The organism is Aquimarina sp. Aq107, assembly GCF_943733665.1.
GTDB lineage: Bacteria > Bacteroidota > Bacteroidia > Flavobacteriales > Flavobacteriaceae > Aquimarina.
This window is the reverse complement of the sequence record NZ_OX030782.1, coordinates 5,469,148-5,493,535: the sequence shown is the minus strand read 5'-3', so window position 1 is coordinate 5,493,535 and position 24,388 is coordinate 5,469,148. Positions and strand designations below refer to the sequence as shown.

21 protein-coding genes are annotated in these 24,388 nt (G+C 33.4%); 11 read left to right on the top strand and 10 right to left on the bottom strand.

Going from position 1 to position 24,388, the window contains the following annotated elements; all coding sequences use genetic code 11:
* Positions 1-37: 37 nt before the first annotated feature.
* Complete coding sequence (locus NMK29_RS23740; protein WP_108805064.1) at positions 38-424, top strand: DUF983 domain-containing protein; 387 nt, start codon at positions 38-40, stop codon at positions 422-424.
* Here NMK29_RS23740 and NMK29_RS23735 read toward each other — a convergent pair.
* The 8 genes from NMK29_RS23735 to NMK29_RS23700 all read right to left on the bottom strand — a co-directional run bounded on the left by NMK29_RS23735 (position 416) and on the right by NMK29_RS23700 (position 10,880).
* The gene (locus tag NMK29_RS23735) at positions 416-1,462 is read right to left on the bottom strand and encodes an FAD-binding oxidoreductase (protein ID WP_108805063.1); all 1,047 of its coding nucleotides are present in this window, start codon (positions 1,460-1,462) and stop codon (positions 416-418) included. The two genes, NMK29_RS23740 and NMK29_RS23735, sit on opposite strands and share 9 nt — an antisense overlap.
* Positions 1,463-1,529: 67 nt before the next feature.
* Positions 1,530-2,420, bottom strand: coding sequence for a gliding motility protein GldN (gldN, locus tag NMK29_RS23730; protein ID WP_108805062.1), 891 nt, complete (start codon positions 2,418-2,420; stop codon positions 1,530-1,532).
* A 15-nt stretch (positions 2,421-2,435) separates the two neighbouring features.
* Positions 2,436-3,983, bottom strand: coding sequence for a gliding motility protein GldM (gene gldM / locus NMK29_RS23725; protein ID WP_108805061.1), 1,548 nt, complete (start codon positions 3,981-3,983; stop codon positions 2,436-2,438).
* A 42-nt stretch (positions 3,984-4,025) separates the two neighbouring features.
* Positions 4,026-4,652, bottom strand: a complete 627-nt coding sequence (gene gldL, locus NMK29_RS23720; protein WP_108805060.1) for a gliding motility protein GldL — start codon at positions 4,650-4,652, stop codon at positions 4,026-4,028.
* A 90-nt stretch (positions 4,653-4,742) separates the two neighbouring features.
* Entirely contained in the window at positions 4,743-6,116 is a 1,374-nt protein-coding gene (gldK, locus tag NMK29_RS23715; RefSeq protein ID WP_027395010.1) for a gliding motility lipoprotein GldK, read from the bottom strand.
* A gap of 110 nt (positions 6,117-6,226) precedes the next feature.
* Complete coding sequence (locus NMK29_RS23710; RefSeq protein WP_108805059.1) at positions 6,227-7,390, bottom strand: formimidoylglutamase; 1,164 nt, start codon at positions 7,388-7,390, stop codon at positions 6,227-6,229.
* A gap of 9 nt (positions 7,391-7,399) precedes the next feature.
* Entirely contained in the window at positions 7,400-9,898 is a 2,499-nt protein-coding gene (gene topA / locus NMK29_RS23705; RefSeq protein WP_108805058.1) for a type I DNA topoisomerase, read from the bottom strand.
* Positions 9,899-10,097: 199 nt separating this feature from the next.
* Positions 10,098-10,880, bottom strand: coding sequence for a hypothetical protein (locus NMK29_RS23700; RefSeq protein WP_108805057.1), 783 nt, complete (start codon positions 10,878-10,880; stop codon positions 10,098-10,100).
* A gap of 138 nt (positions 10,881-11,018) precedes the next feature.
* Here NMK29_RS23700 and miaB point away from each other — a divergent pair, with 138 nt between their 5' ends.
* The 8 genes from miaB (at position 11,019) to NMK29_RS23660 (ending at position 18,704) form a co-directional block, all read left to right on the top strand.
* On the top strand, positions 11,019-12,464 hold the full coding sequence (miaB, locus tag NMK29_RS23695; RefSeq protein ID WP_108805056.1) for a tRNA (N6-isopentenyl adenosine(37)-C2)-methylthiotransferase MiaB: 1,446 nt from the start codon (positions 11,019-11,021) through the stop codon (positions 12,462-12,464).
* A 39-nt stretch (positions 12,465-12,503) separates the two neighbouring features.
* The gene (locus NMK29_RS23690) at positions 12,504-13,763 is read left to right on the top strand and encodes a sigma-54-dependent Fis family transcriptional regulator (protein WP_108805055.1); all 1,260 of its coding nucleotides are present in this window, start codon (positions 12,504-12,506) and stop codon (positions 13,761-13,763) included.
* A gap of 38 nt (positions 13,764-13,801) precedes the next feature.
* The gene (locus tag NMK29_RS23685) at positions 13,802-14,305 is read left to right on the top strand and encodes an LptE family protein (RefSeq protein WP_234424324.1); all 504 of its coding nucleotides are present in this window, start codon (positions 13,802-13,804) and stop codon (positions 14,303-14,305) included.
* Between the two features lie 18 nt (positions 14,306-14,323).
* Positions 14,324-15,265, top strand: a complete 942-nt coding sequence (locus NMK29_RS23680; RefSeq protein WP_108805054.1) for a hypothetical protein — start codon at positions 14,324-14,326, stop codon at positions 15,263-15,265.
* Positions 15,266-15,274: 9 nt separating this feature from the next.
* Positions 15,275-15,607 carry a preprotein translocase subunit SecG gene (gene secG, locus NMK29_RS23675; protein ID WP_108805053.1) on the top strand — a complete coding sequence of 111 codons (333 nt, stop codon included), beginning with the start codon at positions 15,275-15,277 and terminating at the stop codon, positions 15,605-15,607.
* Between the two features lie 149 nt (positions 15,608-15,756).
* Positions 15,757-16,032: a co-chaperone GroES gene (gene groES, locus NMK29_RS23670; protein ID WP_027395001.1), complete on the top strand. Its 276-nt coding sequence runs from the start codon at positions 15,757-15,759 to the stop codon at positions 16,030-16,032.
* 80 nt (positions 16,033-16,112) lie between these two features.
* Positions 16,113-17,750, top strand: a complete 1,638-nt coding sequence (gene groL, locus NMK29_RS23665; protein ID WP_108805052.1) for a chaperonin GroEL — start codon at positions 16,113-16,115, stop codon at positions 17,748-17,750.
* Positions 17,751-17,933: 183 nt separating this feature from the next.
* Complete coding sequence (locus NMK29_RS23660; RefSeq protein WP_108805051.1) at positions 17,934-18,704, top strand: hypothetical protein; 771 nt, start codon at positions 17,934-17,936, stop codon at positions 18,702-18,704.
* Positions 18,705-18,722: 18 nt separating this feature from the next.
* Here the strand turns inward: NMK29_RS23660 and NMK29_RS23655 are convergent, their stop codons facing one another.
* Positions 18,723-20,198: a helix-turn-helix domain-containing protein gene (locus NMK29_RS23655; RefSeq protein WP_108805480.1), complete on the bottom strand. Its 1,476-nt coding sequence runs from the start codon at positions 20,196-20,198 to the stop codon at positions 18,723-18,725.
* 125 nt (positions 20,199-20,323) lie between these two features.
* On the opposite strand from NMK29_RS23655, the gene aceB reads away from it, so the two are divergent.
* Positions 20,324-21,922 (top strand): malate synthase A, encoded by a 1,599-nt coding sequence (aceB, locus tag NMK29_RS23650; protein ID WP_108805050.1) that lies wholly within the window; start codon positions 20,324-20,326, stop codon positions 21,920-21,922.
* Positions 21,923-22,103: 181 nt separating this feature from the next.
* Positions 22,104-23,402 (top strand): hypothetical protein, encoded by a 1,299-nt coding sequence (locus tag NMK29_RS23645; protein ID WP_108805049.1) that lies wholly within the window; start codon positions 22,104-22,106, stop codon positions 23,400-23,402.
* 49 nt (positions 23,403-23,451) lie between these two features.
* Here NMK29_RS23645 and NMK29_RS23640 read toward each other — a convergent pair whose 3' ends face one another.
* Positions 23,452-24,210 carry a M15 family metallopeptidase gene (locus tag NMK29_RS23640; protein ID WP_234424323.1) on the bottom strand — a complete coding sequence of 253 codons (759 nt, stop codon included), beginning with the start codon at positions 24,208-24,210 and terminating at the stop codon, positions 23,452-23,454.
* Between the last annotated feature and the right edge of the window lie 178 nt (positions 24,211-24,388).

Genomic DNA, 24,388 nt, shown 5'->3' with positions numbered 1-24,388 from the left:
GCAAAGATGATTAATTTTGTAATAGAATAAAAGTACTATGAGCTTCTTAAAAGGAACTAAAATCTACAGCATTTTTACAGGGACATGTCCAGTTTGTCAAAATGAAAGTATGTATAAGGATAATAATCCATACAAACTTGGAAAAATCTTTCAAATGCATGAGCGTTGTAGTCACTGCAATACAAAATACAAGATAGAGCCCTCTTTTTTTTATGGCGCTATGTATGTAAGCTACGGTGTTGGCATCGCATTTGCAGTTGCGGCGTTTGTGATTGGCAACCTATTTCTAGAACTTAATTTGTTAAATAGCTTCTTTGTAATAGTAGGAACACTAATATTCTTCTTTCCTATAATTCTTAGGTTATCAAGAAACATCTGGATTAATCTTTTTATGCATTATGGTAAAAAGAAAAACTTATCTTAATTTAGAATAGCGATTAATATCAATTTCTTTCTCTAAAGTAACTCCTTTTTCTATACTAGCATATAATTTTTCTGTCACATAAGGCCCAATCAATATACCGCGGCTTCCTAAACCATTTATTATGTGAAGGTTTTTATATAGTGGATGTGTCCCTATAAAAGGCCTCCTATCTCTAGTTGTCGGTCTTATACCTGCCACTTGATCAACTACTTTATATGCTACTTTTAAGAAACGATTTAACTTGTTTTCTAAACTTTCCTTAGCAGAAACTGTAATATCAGGAGTCTTATCTTGATTGTTATAGGTAGCTCCAACCTTATACAAATCATCGCCTAGCGGAATAATAAATATAGATGATTTTACTGCTTCTTTAAGTTTTAGCTCTTCTGATTTAATTATAATATACTCCCCTTTATTTCCTTGCAATGGTAAATAATTAAAAAACGGATTATTTCTCAGCCCATACCCTTCGGAAAATAGTATATTTTTAGCCTTTACTCCTTTATATTCTATAAAATCCTCTTTGACTACTAGTTTATCATACTCAAAAGATTCTGTAACCAAAGAATTCTTTCCTTCTATATAAGATAAATACAACCGTAACATTGCATTAACATCGATTTTTCCGGAATGTTTTACTTCTCCAAAATGAAATGGTATCTCTAAAGCCTTATTTTGGTTTTTAATTAAATCAGAGGAAAGAAATCCCTTTAATAACGGTTTATCACAAGCTTCAAACCATAAATTTTGTTCTTCAACATCATTAAATCGTCTCAAAATTGGAAACATAGAAATTAGTGGTACATCTAATCTACTCTCTATATTTTTGTAAACATTCATTGCTAACTGCAGTTGTTCCGAAGCCAACCAAGCTGGCGTAAATCGTTTAAGAATTATAGGATTAAACAATCCTCCCGCAACCCTAGAAGATTGTTCTGAGCTATTCTCATAAACCAAATATGACTTATTATTATCTTCTAACTTATTGACAAATGATAATCCAGCTAGTCCGAATCCAACAACTATATAATCTACCATAGAATAAAAATAACAAAACGCCCAACAAAAGTTGGGCGTTTATATATTATATTAGAAACTCTAGAGTTTAGTAACTCCACATATCCATTTCAAAATTTCTGATACTTTCTTTAATTCTTTCACTTTCTAATAACTGCATCAAAGCATTGTCAATGATATAATCATTTACCTCTCGGTCACCTTGAATGTTATCTTCCTTGTAAATTACAGAATTAAATCGTCTTGCATTAAGTACGTGATCATATGTAAAAGGCATCGAAGTATTCTTTCTATTAAAAGCCTTTGCATTATGAAGTATTTCTCTTACATCAGGATACCAAACCCAAAATAATGGAACCATATCAGGTTCATCATCATTAATAAAGTTTACATCCGGTGCAACTGGAGCAATACCAAGTAGCCTATATCTTAATTCTCCCTGACGCTTATCAAAATACCAGTATCCTCTGATCTTATATTCCGAAATGTCAGCAGCACTAATTGTAGTTACCTCGATATATTGAGGATCTACAGGCTCACCAGCATTAAACTGCTCATACCCTAAATCTAACGTATCTATTTTAGACAAAGTACCATCAAGATCACCTAATGTACGTGTTTCTGTAAAATATGAATCTGCGTAAATTTTTTGGATTTTACCATTCTTAACATTTGATAATAGTACATCATATAATGCACGTCTATCAGCACCAATATTAACCGTATCTATAGGATAATATAATGGGAAATTTATACGCTCATCAAGATCGATCGTCTCCCAAGTAGTTTTTGCCCAAAGTACATCACGCTTATCAACATAACCATACTCTAACGGAAGGTCATTATCCGCTTGAATCTGTTCGATTGTTTTTTTTCCAATATCTTCTGGACTATCAGCATTTAAAATATTGGCTTGACCAAACGAAAATAACGTCACGAATAGGCCAAGAACGGTTAATAACAAATTTTTCAAATTCATAATCATTAGTTTATTTTAGTTCGTTAACTCAATGATAACTGGAGATATTTTTTTCAATTTATATCCCTTATTCGTTTTTAACTGAGCTTTGATATCCATTACCTGAACTGTAGATCCTCTTTTTGCTTTCTTAAGTGCAGATTTTGCTCTTGAATCCAATCTACGTCCTCTTACATTAATAGTAGGCTGACCACTTACTTTAAACTTAAAGCTAGTTACGTCTAACTTAATATCAAAATCGAAATCTGGTAGTATTGCTCCGATAGAAGCTTTATCTAAACCACTTTTTGACATTTTGATACTTCCGTCTTCACCTCTTGCAGTACCTACAGGTCTTGGAATATCTTTAATTCTAAATTTCTTACTATCACTAACAGTAGTTCCGTTTGGAAGTTTACCACTTACCTTTATAGCAACCTCTCTAGCTTTAACTGTAGTAACATTCATTACATATTTACCAGCTCCTCCACTTTTCTTTAGACCAGGTGCACTTGCACTAACTGCAGGAACTCCAGGAATAGAAATTGTCATAGGATTCTGAACTCCTCTATAAACCACATTCATTTTATCAGCTGAAATTACCGCCGAATTTGGTTTTGGAATTACAGCATAAGTACTCTGAATCTTAATTGGTATAATAGAATCACCTTCTTTAAACTCAAGTACACCATCTATTTTTCTTTCTCCAACATTTCCTGCTGGGAAATCTAACATAATCTGACCATTTTGAACTTCAGTTTGCTCCTTACCATTAACCATTACTTTGGTTGGTTTTAAAGTAGCGTCAAAACGACCAAGAACAATACGTCCTTTAAACTTCTCTCCACTAAAGAAAGCAGTCTTATCCGGAACAACTATCGCTTCATAATTACTAAATGATAGTTCAGAAGCTTGCTGTCCAGCTAATAAAGCAGATAATACTTTACTTTCTGTTGTTTTTACATCTGCTTGCATCTGAGTTAACTTAGTAAGAGAAGCTACTAAAGGAAAACCTTCAAAATTATATTTCAACCAGTCTACTTTTACTTTATCTCTGTTTTCTACATCTTCGGTAGAAAAAGCTTTCTCAACATCAGTTGCTACTTGACCATCAACTTCTTTTACAGAACGGATAGCTGTAACAACTCCTTCTCTATATGTTTTGATTTTTTCAAGAAATTCTGACGCAGCTGCTGATGTTTTACCTCCTTCAAAGAATTTAGTATCTAAAGCATCAGGCTTATCCATTGTCTCATAATCCGTAGGATCATCAGCAGTTTCTAACAACTCAGATTTTAATTGCTCTACATATGCATTAAATTCGTTAGAATAAGTACTGATTTCATCAGCCTTTTGCTTAAGTGGTGTATATTTCTCTGGTTGTTCTGAAACTTTGTCCGCTAATCCAGTCATAAATGCTGAATTACGCTCAGTAGCAATAGTATTAGCTGCTGTAAGTTTTTCATTCATTAAACCGAATGCAGATAATACTTCTTTTGACATGTTTAATGCCATCATCGCTATAAATACCAAGTACATAAGATTGATCATCTTCTGCCTTGGTGATAATTTTCCTCCTGCCATATTTCTATATTTTGGTAGTTATTTTTTAAATTAAGTTAAATACTAGTTTCTGTTCATAGCACTTAACATACCACCATACACTCCATTAAGAGAAGACAGGTTACTAGACAAGCTCTTCATTTGCTCTTCAAGCGCTTTAGCGTTATCAGCAATTGCAGCATTAGCTTCAGCTTGTTTTGCAGAAGATTCTAATTGTACTTTGTACAAGCTGTTCAAAGATTCTAAGTGAGTCGCGGCAGCAGCCATTTCTTCACTGTATTTTTTAGTTCCTTGGATAGCATCTACACTAGGTGCAATACCTTTAGCAGCACCTTCGAAGTTACGGATACTTTCTCCAAGACTATTCATTAAATTTGTATCTAATCTAGCTTCTTTAAGCATATCATCTAATTTCTTAGATAATAAACCTTCAGGAGTTTGAGCTTCTTTCTTATCTCTTTTACTTCCACCAGCTAATTCTGGATATACTAGAGACCAATCTAATTCATCATCTACTGGTTCGAATGCAGAAACTGTAAATACAAGTGCTTCTGTAATAAGACCGATGATAAGCATCTCGTTTCCAAAAGGCCAGTGCATAATTTTAAATAAAGCTCCAAGGATTACTACAGCCGCTCCGAGACCGTATACCATGTTCATTAACTTCTTGCTTGATTTTGAATTTGCCATAATAAATGTGTTTAGTTTTTTAAATTTTTTAAATATTAAATTAAAAAAGGGTTAGTAATTAAGGTTGATAGATAAATTTTGGGACTTATTCTAATTCTGATTTTGGGTATTATCTTCTCCAGTAACGTCAGTACCCATATAATCCTGTACCGTTCTGAATCCAATATAACTTCTAGCTGAATCCGCGTATTCGTAATCTCTCGTACTTACCTGTAGGAAATAAGCAACATCTTTCCAAGATCCACCACGTACAACTTTTCGTTTGTTCTGATCATCATTAACATTCGGGTTCATTGATGACACATATTCATAGGCCGCAGGATCATAAGAAGACTGCACCCATTCTGAAACATTTCCAGCCATGTTATATAAGTTATAATCATTAGGCTCAAATGTTTTAGCTTCAACCGTATATAGGAAGTTATCTGCTGCATAATTACCACGTAAAGGTTTAAAGTTCGCTAAGAAACAACCTCTATCATTCAATGCATATGGACCTCCCCAAGGATATGTTCCTGATTCCAGACCTCCTCTAGCTGCGTATTCCCACTCAGCTTCTGTAGGTAATCTAAAATAGTTTACAAATTCCTTGTTACGTTTTTTCTGATAAGAATTTTTTTCGATAGTTCTCCAAGTACAAAAGGCTTTTGCTTGTTCCCAAGAAACTCCTACTACAGGATAATCATCATATGAACTATGCCAGAAGTAATCATTATGCATTGGTTCATTGTAAGAATAATTAAAATCTTTAATCCATACTGTAGTATCAGGGTATACTTCGATTACTGTTTCCTTAACAAAATCTTTTCTTCTTCCCTTCTTAGCACGAGCGGCAGCTTGAATATCCATCCAAGTAAACCTGAATTTAAAATTCTGCACATCAAATGTTCGTCTACCATTATAAGATTCTTCTAAAGGTATATATAAAGAATCCATAACTTCTGTATAAAACTCATCAGGATAATCTTCTGTATCCCATTCGATGTCTATATCTTTATTAAGTTTACGACCTTCGTAACCAGTTTCACCTGTTCCACTATAATTATCGTATACATATTTTTCATAAACAGACATATCTTCTGTGTTCGCATCAAGGAAAGCATATTCTCCGATACCATCATCACCAGGGGTTTTACCCAAATCATCAGCCATAATAGCCAACTTCATTCTGATTGTAGAATCACGAACCCAGCGAACAAATTGTCTATATTCACTGTTGGTTACTTCAGTTTCGTCCATGTAGAAAGAACGAACGGTAACTGTTTTTGTAGGTGCATTAGCTAATGCAGCTTTGTCATCATCAGATTTACCCATGATAAACGATCCTCCGGGGATGAGGGCCATTCCATAAGGTTTCTCTGGATGCCATTTTTTACCCTTTACTCCGACTAGTTCTCCGCGGTTTCCGCCACCACAACTATAGAGCATTGCTACAATAGCAAAGAGTGATACAAATTTCTTCATAACGTGTTTTAGGTTAAGATCTTTGAGATTTAAGGTCGTAAACCTATTTATTTATTTCCAGAAAAACAATTTTTTTCTAAAAAAAACCTTAAATCTCCCTAATAAAAATGTTAAACTTCGTTTTTTCGTTTTGCCTTATACCATCTTTCAGGTATTTCTTGATTACAAGCACGCTCATAATCGTTGTATGTGCAAGGTAATAACGTGTGTCTTTTCAATTTATTATTTCCAGATGAAATAAATGGTATTTCTATCCACCATCTTTCTGTTTTAGGACTCTTATAAAATGAAAGAACCTCGTCTTCTATTGGCACATTATAATGAAGTGTTCCTGCTTGATTCTTGATATCCAATTCATTAGATCTGTAATTAACTCCTTCAATAAAATACCATAATATTTGAGCAATTAATAATGCTGTGGTTTCTTCGTGTTTAAAATTTTTAAATTCATACACTCCAAAACTTTTTACTTTATCACTAATACCTGCATATCTTGCAATAGCACAAATCTCTCTTCCATTAAATCCATTTGGAGAGGCGTATTTATAATCAAGACAGGTAGAGCTCATCGCGCCGAGATCAACAGCCACAATATCAGCGTCTCTCATAATCGGTTCAACAATAGTAACATCGTGAGTAACCTCTCCTAATCGATAGGCATCAAAATATAGCTTTTCAATAAGATCTATCTCTTCTTGAGAATTAAAATAAGTTTGATACCCAATATTACTGTAATTAAAAAGATTATATGGTTGCTCTACAATAATTTTACCAACGAAAGAATTATTTTTTATAGGTTGAGAAGTATTTCCTAAATCAAATCTACTATCTACGTTTACTAAGTTAACCATCCTTTCTAAAATATCGAAAGCACGATATTGTCCATACACCAAATCTTGACTTCCTCCAATAATCAAAGGCGTAATGTTTTTTTGAAGTAGCGTTGAAAGAACATCTTTCATTAAAAAATAGGTATCACTAACCTCTTCCCCAGGAATAATATCTCCAAGATCTACAATAGAAGTATCCCAGTTACCTGGAAAAAGATCATACAAAGATTTACGAATGGTATCAAAATAAAGATCCTCTCCTAAAAAATTAATATCATTCCTATTTTCTCTAACACCAATTATAGCGATGTTTACTTTATCTAATTCTGGCACTCCATACTCAGAGGTATGAATCTTAATTTCTTTTCCAAGTGCTTGATCTGGAAGTAAAGCAACATGCGCAGCTACTATTTCGCTAACTGGCGAAAGGAATTCTAACGACATATTTTAAGCTTATTTCTTTTTAGTAGTCTTTTTTGTAGTTTTTTTCTTTGCTGTCTTTTTCTTAGGAGCATTCTTTTCGATAAGATCTTTCACTTTCTCTAAAGTAAGCTTAGTAGCATCCACGGTTTTAGGTAATTCAATTTTAGTTTTACCTTTTATGATATTACTTCGTCCCCATCTGGCTTTCTCAACCCTGATACCTTCTTCTTCCCAATTATGAATTACTTTATCTATTTCTTTCTGTTTCTTTTCTTCAATAAGTTGGATTATATCTTCATCAGAAAGATTATCAAAGTCATATTTTTTATTCACATTAATAAACATACCTTTCCATTTAATAAATGGACCAAATCTACCTGTACCTTTCTGTACTGGTAAATCTTCATAGGTGTATATAGGAGCATCTGCTTTCTCTTTTGCATCAATAAGCTCTATTGCTCTATCTAAAGAAGTACTTAACGGATCTTCTCCCTTATCTAAAGAAACAAACTTAGCTCCAAATTTCACATAAGGTCCAAAACGCCCATTATTAACAGTAACTGTTTCTCCCTTATAATCTCCAAGTTCCTTTGGCAATTGAAATAAATCCATTGCTTCTTCAAAAGTAACACTACTTAATGTTTGTCCTGGAGCCAAACTAGCAAACCTAGGTTTATCCTCATCTTCTGCAGTACCAATCTGAACCATTGGGCCAAATTTACCTAAACGAACACTTACTGGTTTTCCTGATTCTGGATCTTCTCCCAAAATTCTTTCTCCTACCTCACGTTCTGCATTCTGAGCAACATCCTCTACTCTAGGATGAAACTCATCATAAAACTCCTTCATTACATGTGTCCAGTCCTCCTGACCTTCAGCAATTTCATCAAAGTCCTGTTCTACTTTTGCAGTAAAATTATAATCTAAAATAGAGGAAAAATGATTTACTAAAAAGTCATTAACTACCATACCTACATCAGTAGGAATTAACTTCCCTTTATCACTACCAACTTTTTCCTTTAGATTTTTTTCTTTAATTGCATCTCCAGAAAGCGTAATCTGAACATACCCTCGTTCTTCTCCTTCTTTAGAACCTTTTTCAATATAGTTTCTATTTTGAATAGTAGAAATTGTTGGTGCATATGTAGACGGACGACCAATACCTAATTCTTCTAATTTTTTAACCAAAGCTGCTTCTGAATATCTGCTTGGCGGTCTAGTAAATCTTTCTGTAGCTGTAACAAAATTATTAAACAAGCTCTCCCCAACTTTCATTGCAGGAAGGATTCCACTTTGTTCTTCATCCTCATCATCATTACCTTCTAAATAAACTTTCAGAAAACCTTCAAATTTTATAACCTCCCCATTAGCAACAAATTGTTCCTTATGAGAATTAGAACCTATCTTAACATTGGTTCGTTCTAATTTAGCATCACTCATCTGCGAAGCGATCGCTCTTTTCCAAATTAATTCATACAAGCGTTGTTGATCATGATCAACAGGAACGGTATGCCTAGCAAAATCTGTAGGTCTTATCGCTTCGTGAGCTTCTTGAGCCCCTTTTGATTTACCTTTATATTGTTTAGGATTACTATATTCATCTCCGTATGCAGAAATAATTTCTGCTTTTGCACTATTTTGGGCTTCAGTAGATAAGTTAACACTATCTGTCCTCATATATGTAATCAATCCTGCTTCATACAGACGTTGCGCCATAGTCATTGTCTTACTAACAGAAAAATATAGTTTTCTCGAAGCCTCTTGTTGTAGTGTAGATGTTGTAAATGGAGGAGCCGGAGATTTTTTTGCCGGTTTTGTAGTAAGATCTGCAACCTGAAATCCTGCTCCAAGATTTTTTTGTAAAAATGCTTCAGCTTCAACTTTTGTTTTAAAATTCTTAGGTAATTTTGCTTTAAAAGATTTTCCTTTTTCATTAGAAAACTCTGCATCAATACGATAAGAAGCTATAGGTGTAAAACCAAGTATATCTCGTTCTCTTTCTACAATTAAGCGAACAGATACAGATTGTACTCTACCAGCAGACAACCCTCCCTTTACTTTTCTCCATAATACAGGAGATAACTCATATCCTACTAACCTATCCAACACTCTCCTAGCTTGCTGTGCATTTACCAGGTTATAATCTATACTTCTTGGATTCTCTATTGCTTTAAGTATAGCTTTCTTAGTAATTTCGTGAAAAACAATACGACGGGTTCTCTCTTTATCCAAATTCAACTCCTCTGCTAAGTGCCAAGCAATAGCCTCTCCTTCTCGATCTTCATCACTCGCCAACCAAACCATCTCTGCTTTTTTAGAAAGATCCTTTAATTTCTTAACTACATCTTTCTTATCCTTGGAGACAATATACTTCGGCTTAAAACCTTCTTCTACATCTACTCCAAGTTCTTTTGCCGGCAAATCAGCAATATGTCCGAAACTAGAAGCTACTTTATAGTCTTTTCCTAGAAACTTTTCTATCGTCTTTGCCTTAGCTGGTGACTCCACAATCACTAAATTCTTAGCCATAATCCTTTTTTTTCATCTGTTGATAATTAATGTCTATTAGTTTACAGATGGAATCTCTAATAAACATTTTTAGTTGGTAGTTACACAGCCACGAGGGCTTTTTTCTGAGAACAAAAGTATACCAATTTTTCGAGATCAAAATTTTTTCTCAGAAATTATCATAAAAAAACCTGCAGATTAGCAGGTTTTGTTTTAATTATTATTCTACAATTGCATTCCAGCTTTCAGATTCATTTTCATTTTCAAAACCTATCCCGTCTTTATATAAATAATATATAGGCAAGTAGACAAAAGAAGCCGTAAAGAAAACCCCTATAAAACATAATATCATTCCTACTATTTGTGCTAACATAGATGAAATAAAAATCAACCCAAAAGCGATTAACCAAATTTTATTTCCGAATTTAAAACTTGCCTTGATTAAATCAGAAGCACTAACATCTGGATTAAAAGCAAAAATAACACCTAACAATTGTAAAGGAACTATAACATAAAAAAGAGGAAGATAGCATAGAGACGCAGCTAATAATGCAATCCCAAAAGTTGCTATCGCCAACGTAAATATCTTACCTAAATATTTACCTTTAAAAAACATAAAATAACTAGTTGTCTGAGGAAGACCCATATCAACCTGTTTACAAACCCTGTAAAAATGAGCCGTTATAGCCAATTGAAACGCAGAAGCCACCATAGATACTATAATAACTAATATCACAAATAAAATTCCCATACCTATAGATAAGTCTTCTTGAACATACCCATAATCTCCATAACTATTTTCTAATCCAGCTACTCCAATTATTGCAAAAAGAGGTATGTAAATCACAATAAGCAAGGGAATCAAAATTACCAAAGAAATTAATAAATGAACAAAACCTTGTAACCAGACTTTCTTAAAAAGCTCTATACTATTATTAAAAATATTTCCAAAATCGACAGAGTTACTGTTTTCTATTTTTTCAAAGAGCTGGTTGGAATTCATAATGCTTATGGATTTAGTTAATTAGTCTTCTCAAATATAAATATTTAAACAAATATAACACTGCCACTTTGTCATATATCGTTTTAAAGAGTATCTTTGCACACTATTTGAGTTAAATCAGCAAGGACATTATTATACATGGAGAAGATTATTGACGAAAACATTCAAGGGCAAACATTGTCTTTAGATAATAAAGAAGGAAACACCAGGAAACTTTTTATTGAAAGTTATGGGTGTCAAATGAATTTTAGTGATAGTGAAATTGTTGCTTCAATTTTAGCAAAAGAAGGATTTAATACTACCCAAAAACTTGAAGATGCCGATTTGGTCCTTGTAAACACCTGCTCTATTCGTGAAAAAGCAGAACTTACGGTAAGAAAACGTCTGGAAAAATATAATGCAGTAAAAAGAATTAACCCAAAAATGAAAGTAGGTGTTCTCGGGTGCATGGCAGAACGTCTTAAAAGTAAATTCTTAGAGGAAGAAAAAATTGTAGACCTTGTCGTTGGACCGGATGCGTATAAAGATCTTCCTAACCTCATTGAAGAAGTAGATGCAGGACGTAACGCAGTTAACGTAATCCTATCTAAAGAAGAAACTTATGGAGATATCTCTCCAGTTCGTTTACAAAGTAATGGTGTTTCAGCATTTGTATCTATCACTAGAGGATGTGACAATATGTGTACATTTTGCGTAGTTCCTTTTACAAGAGGAAGAGAACGTAGCCGTGATCCGCAAAGTATCATGGAAGAAATCGATGACTTAGCAGCCAAAAATTTCAAAGAAATCACCCTATTAGGTCAAAATGTAGATAGCTATCTATGGTACGGTGGAGGGTTGAAAAAAGACTTTGAAAAAGCAAGTGATTTCCAAAAAGCAACTGCAGTAAATTTTGCTAAGTTATTGGATATGGTTGCAGAAAAGCATCCTAAAATAAGATTACGCTTTACTACATCTAATCCTCAGGATATGACATTAGATGTTATAAAAGTAATGGCAAACCACAAAAACATTTGTAAATATATCCACTTACCTATACAGAGTGGTAGCGATCGTATTCTTAAAGAAATGAATCGTTTACATACTCGCCAAGAATATTTCGAATTAATCGACAATATCAAAAGGCTGATTCCTGATTGTGCTATTTCTCAGGATATTATCACAGGTTTTCCTACGGAAACTGAAGAAGATCATCAAGATACATTATCCTTAATGGAATATGTAAAATACGAATATGGATTTATGTTTGCTTATTCTGAACGCCCAGGAACTTTAGCTGGTCGTAAATTAGAAGATGATATTCCTGAAGCAACTAAAAAGAGAAGGCTTAACGAAATTATTACAGCTCAACGCCGCCATAGTACTGAAAGACATGAAGCTTTCTTAGGTAAAACTATGGAAATATTAATCGAAAAAGAATCAAAAAAATCCGATGCGCACTGGAGTGGAAGAAATACTCAGAATATAGTCGCTGTTTTCCCTAAAGGAGATTACAAAATTGGAGATTTTGTGATGGTTCGTATTGACGAGTGCACCAGTGCTACGCTACTTGGTGAGGCTGTTGGATACTCTGATAACAATTAAAAAAACAATTTAAACAACCAACCAATATAGTTTTATCACATGGAATCAGTTCAAGCCACAAAACAGCGATTCGGTATTATAGGAAACGATCCTAAACTAAACCGATCCATAGAAAAAGCTATTCAGGTAGCTCCTACGGATATATCGGTTCTGGTTACTGGAGAAAGTGGTGTTGGTAAAGAAAGTATACCTAAAATTATTCATTCGTTATCGCATCGAAAACACGGCAAATATATCGCGGTCAATTGTGGTGCAATTCCAGAAGGAACAATCGATAGTGAACTATTTGGACATGAAAAAGGGGCCTTTACTGGAGCCACTTCAACCAGAAGTGGATATTTTGAAGTAGCAGATGGTGGAACTATTTTTCTTGATGAAGTTGGAGAGTTACCACTCACAACACAAGTAAGACTATTAAGAGTACTTGAAAATGGAGAGTTTATTAAAGTAGGGTCATCTAAAGTTCAAAAAACTGATGTACGGATTGTAGCAGCTACAAATGTAAATATGTTTGAAGCTATCAAAAAAGAGCGGTTTAGAGAAGATCTATACTATCGCTTAAGTACAGTAGAGATTCTATTACCTCCTTTACGAGATCGTGAGCAAGACATACATCTATTATTCAGAAAATTTGCTTCCGATTTTGCTACTAAATACAAGATGCCTACAATTAGATTAGAAGACGCTGCTGCCCATTTACTAGAAAAATATCATTGGAGCGGTAACATTAGGCAATTACGCAACATTGCTGAACAAATATCAGTCCTTGAACAAAACAGAACAATATCCGCTAGCACATTACGTGGTTATTTACCTGATATTGGCAGCAATTTACCTGCTATAATATCTTCAGATAAAAAAGATAGTGATTTTAGCAATGAACGAGAGATATTATACAAAGTTCTTTTTGACATGAAAAATGATCTTAATGATCTCAAAAAGCTGACGATGGAATTAATGCAAAGTGGAAACTCTCAGCAGGTACAAAAAGAAAATGAAGGGTTAATTAGAAAGATCTATCGGGAAGAAAAAGAGGAAGAAACACCCTTTGAAGAACCTGTAACGCAAACAACAGAAGTTTTACAAATAACCCCTTCTGACACAATTAAAAAAGATGAAGACAAATATCATTTTGCAGAGGAAATTGAAGAAGAAGAAACCCTTTCCTTACATGATAAAGAACTAGAGTTAATTAAAAAATCTCTAGAACGTCATCGTGGAAAACGCAAAGCAGCGGCAGAAGAATTAGGAATAAGTGAGCGCACCTTATATAGAAAGATTAAGCAATACGATCTTTAACATAAAAAAAAATAAACACTCATTAAAAATATATAAAATTGGTACAGAAAATTAAATATACCATTGTAGCAATCATCGGAATTATAATAATCCAAGGATGTGGAGCATATTCTTTTAGTGGAATAAACACTACAGCAACTACGTTTCAAGTAGGTTTTTTTCAAAATCAAGCATCAATCATTATCCCTGGAATTGATCAAACGTTTACCAATCAGTTACAAGATTTGATTTTAAATCAAACTAATCTAGATCTGGTAACTTCTAACGGAGATATTGCTTATGAAGGTGAAATTGTTCAATATTATGTAGCCCCAACCAATGCGACATCAGCAAACACAGCTGCGCAAAATAGGCTTACCATTGCTGTAAATGTTCGTTTCTATGACATAAAGAATCCTAAGGAAGATTTAGAACAACGTTTTTCATTCTTTTTTGACTACCCAGCTACACAAGCTGAGACAGCTGTTAGAGATGAAGCTGTACAAATAATCTATGACAGAATTACTCAGGATATACTAAATGCTACATTAGCAAAGTGGTAAAACCTTAAATTATTTTTTTTGAATACTAAAGAACTTACATATCTATTTCAAAATCCTTTATCTATAAAAAAGGAACAAACAGAAAATCTAGAGAAAATCGTCCAAGAGTTTCCTTATTTTCAGTCTGTAAGATCTTTACTCTTAAAAGGACTTAAAGAAGATGAAAACTTCAGATACAATCAAGAATTAAAAACTACGGCAGCACATACTACTGACAGAGGAGTTCTGTTTGATTTTATAACATCTGAACTCTTTAATAGTAATATCAAAACACTTGATACTGAAAAGAAAATCAATAGCGATATCGATGTTATAGACGCGCAAGAAGTTAAAGTACTCGAAAGGATCTCCATAGACGATGCGGTATCTATGAATATGGAAGAAGCTGAGGATGTTCTTGACCCATCCTTGTTCTCTCATAAAGATGAAGATATCCCTAATAATATTACAATTGCAGAAACAATCATAGAACAATCAGAAAAAAATAATATCCCTGAAGACACTATAATTGCAAAAGATGCTGAAAAAGAATTGGAAATAGATAAACCTTTTGATTTTGATAAAAAAGAAGCACATTCTTTTGCAGAATGGTTAAAACTTTCTTCCATACAACCGATTGATCGAGAAACTGAAGTAAAAAATCAAACTGAAGATAAGGAAGGTAAAGTTGAAAAACCTTCTGATCAAGAACACAAGTTTAACCTGATCGATGAATTTATTGCTAACAACCCAAAGATCAAACCTGCAGAAAAAAATGCTCCTTCTCGAAATTTAGCTAACGAACATACGGTAGCTCCTGACGAGCTAATGACAGAGACTTTGGCTAGAGTTTATTTAGCTCAAAAAAAATACAAAAAGGCAATTCAGGCATATAAAATATTAATTTTGAAAAATCCCGAAAAAAGTGGTTTCTTTGCAGACCAAATTCGAGCGGTAAAAAAATTACAAGAAAATAAATAACAATATATAATGACAACGTTTTCAATCTTTTTAATATTAATCGTAGTTGTGTCATTTTTACTAGTAGTAGTAATTATGGTTCAGAACCCTAAAGGAGGAGGTTTATCATCTTCTTTTGGTGGAGGTGGAACACAACAATTAGGCGGTGTAAAAAAAACCACAGATTTTTTAGATAAAAGTACTTGGGCATTAGCCACACTGCTATTAGTTCTTATTCTTTTATCTAATGTAGACTTAATGGATGGAGCTACAAATCAAGATCCAACAGTAGACACGAATGATGTAGAATTGATTCAGGATGCACCTGCTGCTCCTGCAACGGATGACACACCTGAAGAATAATTCAGTTTATGAAACCAAGATACAATGCCGACTTGTCATACAGTCGGCATTTTTTGTTTCAATTTGTCAGTATCAAGCCACTGGCATAATTTCTGAAATGCATAGCATCAAATAATTCATTTTAATTTAAAAATATAAAACCAATAATAATGGGAGTAAATATTAAACCTCTTTCGGATCGTGTGGTTATTGAGCCACTTCCAGCGGAAACGCAAACGGCATCAGGATTATACATCCCTGATTCAGCACAAGAAAAGCAACAAAAAGGTAAAGTAGCTGCTGTAGGTAGCGGTAAAAAAGATCATGAAATGACCGTAAAAGTTGGTGATACTGTACTTTACGGAAAATATTCTGGTACTGAATTAAAATTAGACGGTAACGATTATTTAATAATGCGCGAGGATGATATCCTAGCAATCGTTTAACATTCAATCAAAACACAAATCTAAATTTTTGATACCCTGAAACAAATCAGGAATTCAAGATTAAAAAATTAAAAAATATTATGGCTAAAGACATAAAATTTGATATAGAAGCACGTGACGGAATCAAACGTGGTGTAGATGCATTGGCAAATGCGGTAAAAGTAACCTTAGGACCTAAAGGTCGTAATGTAATTATTAGCAAATCATTTGGTGCTCCTCAGGTAACTAAAGATGGTGTTTCTGTAGCTAAAGAAGTAGAATTAGAAGACGCTCTAGAAAATATGGGAGCGCAAATGGTAAAAGAAGTAGCTTCTAAAACAAATGATCTTGCTGGAGACGGTACAACCACTGCTACTGTTTTAGCACAAGCTATCGTAAAAGAAGGTCTTAAAAATGTAGCTGCTGGAGCTAATCCAATGGATCTAAAACGTGGTATAGACAAAGCCGTTTTAGCAATTACAGAAGATTTAGAAAAGCAGACTAAAGAAGTTGGAAGCTCTTCAGACAAAATCAAACAAGTTGCAGCAATTTCTGCTAACAATGACGAAACTATTGGAGATCTGATTGCTAAAGCTTTTGGAAAAGTAGGAAAAGAAGGAGTTATTACAGTAGAAGAAGCTAAGGGAACAGATACTCACGTAGATGTTGTAGAAGGAATGCAGTTCGACAGAGGATACCTTTCTCCATATTTTGTTACTAATAGTGAGAAAATGACTGCAGATTTAGAGAATCCTTATATTCTTTTATTTGACAAAAAAATATCAGCAATGAAAGATTTATTACCTGTTCTTGAGCCAGTTGCTCAAACAGGGAAACCTCTTTTAATTATTGCAGAAGATGTAGACGGAGAAGCATTAGCAACACTGGTTGTAAATAAACTTCGTGGTGCATTAAAAATCGCAGCAGTAAAAGCTCCTGGTTTTGGTGACAGACGTAAAGCTATGTTAGAAGATATCGCTATCCTAACAGGGGGTACTGTAATTTCTGAAGAAAGAGGATTTACTTTAGAAAACACAACTATCGAGCACTTAGGTACTGCAGAAAAAGTAGCTATCGATAAAGACAATACAACTGTTGTAAATGGAGCTGGTGCTGAAGATTTAATCAAAAACAGAGTAAATCAAATCAAATCTCAGATCGAAACAACTACTTCTGATTACGATAGAGAAAAACTACAAGAGCGTTTAGCTAAATTAGCTGGTGGTGTTGCTGTTTTATATGTCGGTGCTGCTTCTGAAGTAGAAATGAAAGAGAAAAAAGATCGTGTGGATGATGCACTTCATGCTACTCGTGCAGCAGTAGAAGAAGGTATTGTTGCTGGTGGAGGTGTTGCTTTAGTTAGAGCGAAATCAGTTCTAGAAAAAGTAAAAACTGAAAACGCTGATGAAGCTACAGGAATACAAATCGTAAACCGTGCTATAGAAGCTCCATTAAGAACGATTGTAGAAAATGCAGGTGGAGAAGGATCTGTTGTAATCTCTAAAGTATTAGAAGGTAAAGACGATTTCGGATATGATGCAAAATCTGAAGAATATGTAGATATGCTAAAAGCTGGGATCATTGATCCTAAGAAAGTAACTCGTATTGCTTTAGAAAACGCAGCTTCTGTATCAGGAATGATCCTTACTACAGAGTGTGCATTAATTGACATCAAAGAAGATGCTCCTGCTGGAGGTGGAATGCCACCAATGGGCGGAGGAATGCCAGGAATGATGTAATGGCAAAATTCTATAGAAATAAAATTAGCTAGTTTATGCTAAGATATTTAACCCCGTTTCAAAGTTTTGAAACGGGGTTTGTTTTTAATATCAATATTGAATTCCCAATGATTAAAACCTTTTTCTAAAAATAGTATCTTTGGGTTCATAAAAAACAAACCAACTTTAACCTTCGCTAGTAGTATGCCTAGTCTATATGATGACTTATTTGAAGAAGATGGGAAGAAAAACAAAACCAACGCACCTAAATCCCAGCCTATAGACCTTGATAATGATCGTTTTCAAGAAACAGGAAAAGAATCACTCGATGAGATATTAATACTAGCAAAGCAATTTAATATAAAGGCAGAGCCATTTTCTAAACTACTTACTAATACTAGAGCAATCGATCATGAAGTTGAAAAAGGAATCATTGATTTTTTCTTAGTTTCAAAAGATAAATATGATCAAGGTACATTAGCAAAAGAACGTGATTACTATAATTTACTTCAAAACAAATTTAAAGCTGTCATTACCTCAATGCGAGATCTAGGAAGTATACACCTAGAAACAATTAAACAATTTAATCGTGATATTGATAAAGATTATTATTCCATCCAGAAGACCGATAAACAAGTACAATCAGATAAGGAAATAGCAATTGATCATATCAATATGCAAAGAAAAATTCTTGCAGATGCTGCGGCAAGCTTATCAATTCTGGAAGAAGCTTTAGCAAATACAGAAGATCGATTACGCAATTATATCAATGCTGGAGGAATAAATAACATCTCCCGTTCAGAATGCGAAATTTTATCACAAAAGCGTATAGATTTAACCAGTGGAAAATCATATCATTTTGATTATTCATTTTTCAAAATGAATTTATTAGATAAAACAGCTATCGCTATGGGAATGTATTTAAAAGAGACAACATCACAATATTTAAATAAATTAAATAACGCTTTTCGTTAATAGTTACATTAATTGTAATTACGAATACTCCTTAACAATATCCGCTACCAATCTAGAGGTTCTTTTATATTTTTCTTTTGCTAATAATCGCTTTGGCGGCGCTTTTCTAACCTCGCAATCCATAATAGAACAAGATTCGCAAGTAACTCCAACTTTCACCTTTGGGATTTTAGAATCATTAACAAACCCTATTTTTTTCTCCAAAGAAGATGATATTAAAAATCCAATACCAATACTACGATAATAATCTTTTCTAAATGGATCTTTGGTAGCAGAGGTAAACACAAGATATTGTTGATCCGTATCCGCGTAATCAGAAATTTGAATATCAAAAGAATAAGGTAAATCATCACTTGCAGTACGCTGCAATGTTTTAATAGCCATCCATCTTCTGCAGTAATGCTCATTGATCTCATTTGCATGAGGTTGTTGTTGATGAGTAATATGCAGTTCCTTCACTAAATTAAATCGCTCCATTCCTTTTTTATGCGTGAACCTTAAAAAGAAAACATTTTGCATTCCAAAATCCTTAGGCAAAATATTGGTTAGACGCTGGTAAAAGGATTCTGGAGAAGCATTATATAGCTTCATTATTTTATGAAAAGCTTTCTCAGAAAAACGTTTTCCAGTGAATAGATCTTTTAGATGACCTTTTAAATGATTCCTAGGTATAATTAATGCCCCTGCAAAATAAGAAGCATAAAAATTATGCAACACCTCTTCAAAATTATCATAACGTATCCAAGAAAAAGTATAAGGTCTCTGTTTAACCTCCATATATTGATACCCTAACTCCTTTGCATAAATAAATGTTTTCTGTGGTTCATCCACTCTATCTGACAAAAGCAGCGTTTTTGTTGATGGAACAAACACGGATCTCAGATTATCTAACTCCTCGTGATGTGGTATACCTGCCGTATTAATAGTATAACCATATTCCTCGATCAAAATTTCTTCTAATTCTGACGCGGTAATATTACCTGATAAGTCTAATTGATAAGAATTGGCAAATCGTACGGCCGTATCTTCTAAATCCTTGAAAAAATTGTTATGTGCTTCTTGATAAGATCGTAAAGAAGCTAAATAAAAACCTTCTCTACTCATATTATAATGCTGAGCAATTTCTATAATAGTACTTATAAATGCATTCACCTTGGAAGGAGCATTCGCAATAATATCAATAAGATCACTTTGCTGAATTCCAAATAACTCTAGTGGAATTTCATCAAGAATTCCCGACTGTAAAATTTCTCCGATTGGAGCAAGGTTTTTATCTAATTTTAAGGAAACTAAACTATCATAAGGCACCTCTAAGGTCTCTGCAAGCTTAATTATCTTATCTGTTTTTGGATATTTTTTTCCTTTTTCTATCTCATTAAGATACGACTTAGACAACCCACTTAACTTTGATAAACCAAAAAGCGACAAATCTTTATCTGTTCGTATTTGCTTGATTTTCAGACCAAAAATTAATCTAATATATTCTTCTGCTATTGCCATAAAGCCAAAAGTAGGGATTTTCGCGAATATTTTCAAAAACAAAATATTCACATTTAGCGAACGTTCGCTTGTTTTATAAAAAACTTTTTTTTAATATTGTTCACTCAAACGATATAGTTATGGAAACTCAAACAAACCTAAGTCAGAAAATTAGCTTTACAAAAGAGGTGAAAAATTATCATCCAGAGATTCTTACGGATGGTGCTTTAGCTTTTCTTGAAGCTTTGCATAATCGTTTTGACGGAAGACGATTAGCACTTTTAAACAACAGAGAACAACAGCAACAACTGTTTGATCTAGAAACTTTTCCCGCATTTCCGGAAAACACTAAGGAAATTCGTAATAGCGAATGGTCCGCAGCTCCTATTCCTGCAGATTTGCAGGACAGAAGAGTGGAGATCACCGGTCCTGTTGACAGAAAAATGGTCATCAATGCATTAAATTCGGGTGCGAAAACATTTATGGCAGATTTTGAAGACAGCAATGCTCCGTTATGGGAAAACTGTTTACAAGGACAAAAAAACCTCATGGATGCCGTCAATAAAACTATTTCGTTCTACAATCCTAAGAAAGATAAAACGTATCAGCTAAATGAAGAGGTCGCTACTTTAATTGTACGCCCCAGAGGATTACATCTTAATGAGAAACATCTTTTAATAGAAAACAAAGAAATTAGTGCTTCTCTCTTTGATTTTGCATTGTACGTATTTCATAACAACGAGCAACTAAAAGAAAATGGAACTGCTCCTTATTATTATATTCCTAAACTAGAACATTTTACAGAGGCAATATGGTGGAACGATGTGATCGATTTTTCTGAGGAATATCTTGGTTTAGAACACGCCACTATAAAAGTAACTGTGCTTGTAGAAACTATTACAGCTAGTTTTCAATTAGATGAAATCATCTATGCATTAAAAGAGCACATTGTTGGATTAAACTGCGGAAGATGGGATTATATATTTAGTTACATCAAAAAACTAAGAAATCATAAAGGTTTTGTAGTTCCCGATCGTGCTCAGGTAACTATGACCAGTCCTTTTATGGATGCATATAGTAAACGAGTAATACAAAGATGTCATAAAAGGAATATATTAGCCATAGGTGGTATGGCAGCACAAATTCCTATCAAAAATGATGAAGAAAGAAACAAGCAAGCATTTGCCAAAGTAAAAGCTGATAAAGAACGTGAAGTAAAGAATGGTCATGATGGAACTTGGGTAGCACATCCAGGTCTGGTACCATTAGCTATGGGTGTATTTGATATGCATATGCAAGAAGCCAATCAATTAGATATAAAAAGAGAAGATGTAGTTGTAACAGAAGAAGACCTTTTAGAAATTCCACAAGGAACTATAACAGAAAAGGGAATCCGAGAAAACATTAATGTCGGTATACACTATATAGCAACTTGGCTAGGAGGTAATGGTGCTGTAGCGCTATATGATCTTATGGAAGATGCTGCTACTGCAGAAATTAGCAGAACTCAAATCTGGCAATGGCTTAAAAACGAAGTAAAATTAGATAATGGATTAAGACTTAATTCTAATATGTTTCATATTCTTTTTGAAGATGAATTAAAAACTATAGAAGATCAAGCAGGAAAAACTCTTTTTGATAGTAAAAACTACCAAAATGCAATCCAAATATTTCACAACTTAGTTACCTCGGATAGATTTGAAGAATTTTTGACAACACAAGCTTATAGATATTTATGATAAATAAAATTAAATGGTTAAACAGCTTTAAAAGCTACCACACCCCCTGTTAAACAATTCTAATTTTTTCCGATTTTATAATTGTGCTCTTACAGCATTCGTTTAAAACGAATGCTGTTTTTTTGTAACATCTAACTATACTTGTAGTCTTATAAAAGTAATATAACAAACCATCAATCAAATGCCAGTCACACAAGATATCAACACTCAAGATAGCTGGAAGTTATCAACAAAAATTATTTTTAGATTCTTTTTTGTTTATCTCTTTCTAAACATCTTTCCTTTTCCATTCTATTATATTGGTTTAATTCCAGGGCTGGGAAATATTTTCTCCTTCTACTATGACGGATTTGAGCAGTTATGTCTTTGGAGTGGAAAAAACCTCCTAAATATCACATATGAAATATCTATGCAACCTTCGGGAAGTGGGGATACTACGGCTGATTATGTATTTCAATTCGTATACTTATACATTGCAGTTATCGCTACCGTTATATGGAGCATTATTGATTTAAAAAGATCTAACTACAATAAGTTATTACTTTACACAAGAACCCTTGTTAGATATTACCTAATCGCTACTATGTTTTCTTATGGGTTTTCTAAAGCTTTTACTCTTCAATTTTCAGAATTACGCAATATAGATCTGATCAAACCTTTTGGTAATCAATCGCCTATGGGTTTGATGTGGAATTTCATGGAGTATAGTGATACTTACACGAAATTTTCAGGTTATGCGGAAATCATTGCTGGGGTATTATTGATTTTTAGAAAAACTACCATTCTTGGTTCATTTATGATAGTAGGTGTAATGTTCAATGTTTTCATGATGAATATGAGTTATGATATTCCTGTAAAGCTGTATAGCGCTTTATTAACATTAATGGGATTATTTTTATTAGCGCCAGATATTAAAAACATTCTAAATTTCTTTGTTCTAAATAAAACCGTAAATCCAAAAAATATTCCACAATATTTTAGTAATAAGAAACTAAAAATTGCTGTTATTTCAATAAAAATCATAGTTATAGGATATCTATTTTACACCAATATTGAAGGTTCTATTGCAGGAGAAAAACAATGGGGTAAAAAAGCGCCAAAATCTGCTTTATTTGGTATTTACGAAGTAAAAGAATTCATTAAAAACGACGATACTTTACCTCCGTTAACAACAGACACTATCCGCTGGAAACGCTTAATAGTAGATAAACGATATAGTAATATCCAGACCATGGATGAAATGTTTATTCGACTTAAAGAAAAAACAGATTCAACATCACAAACGTTAAATCTAATCTCATATAGTGATAGCACGGATATAAGAAGTTTTTCTTATAAAATAAAGGATAGTATCTATACTTTTGAAGGAACTTACAAATGTGATAATCTTAAAATTATTGCTAAAAAGAAAGAACGAGAAGAATTCTTATTGATTAATAGAGGATTTCATTGGATCAATGAAAATCCATTTAATCGATAACTTTTAACTTGGTTTCAATCGTTTTAGAAATAAGAAAGTATTCCTGTTTTTAACCACATTTCCATCTAAAATCAGAAATCTTAAACTTTTTATTTTTAAAGTTGTAGTGCCACCATTCTGTTCTAATAATGGAGAAACCGTGTTTTTCCATGATTTCTTTAAGAATTTTACGATTAGCAAGTACCTCATCAGATAACGACTTATATGAATGATGGGCTTCTTTACCAAAATGATCAAATTTAGTACCCATATCCAGTTGATTCCCTTTCAAATCCGTGAGGGTTATATCCACTGCAGCTCCCTTATTGTGAATTGATCCTCCTTTTGGATCAGCAACATACCCAGGATTAGGAAATATTTTCCACATCTTTTTCTGTACACTATGGGGTCGATAGCAATCAAATAACTTAATTCGATACCCTTTTGCCATAAAATCTTTATTAGCTGCAATTAATGCTTTAGCAACAACTCCTCTTACGTAACACTTAGCACATGAATACACTGCTTTTTTTAAAAAGTTATCTTTAGTAGCATATTTCATGTCTAACACAAAATAATTAGACAAGTCTTCAATATTTACAAACTCATCATCTTTAACTGGGCTTTGCATCTCTTCTTTATTCTCAAACCTATCTAAAGAATCTTGCCATTTCTGCATATTCTTCTCTACCCTTTCTGCTCTTAACTGAATGGCTTTTGATTTTTCTAACAATGCTAACGTACTAGCACTGGTCATCGTAGTGACAGAGGTTTCCTTACAAGAAAAAAGCAAGGCTAAAAATGTAATAAATAGTAGTTTTTTTATCATATCCCTTTCGTTTTTGATCACAATATTTACTAGTATCTAATTTTATAACAATAGCAAAAGGCATTGTAAGTATATTCAAAAAAATACCCTACAATACTAACGATTGTAATCTAATAAAAAACGTAATCCAATATTTCCCTAAATTAAAGATACGTCGTTTTCACCTACAATGAAAGAA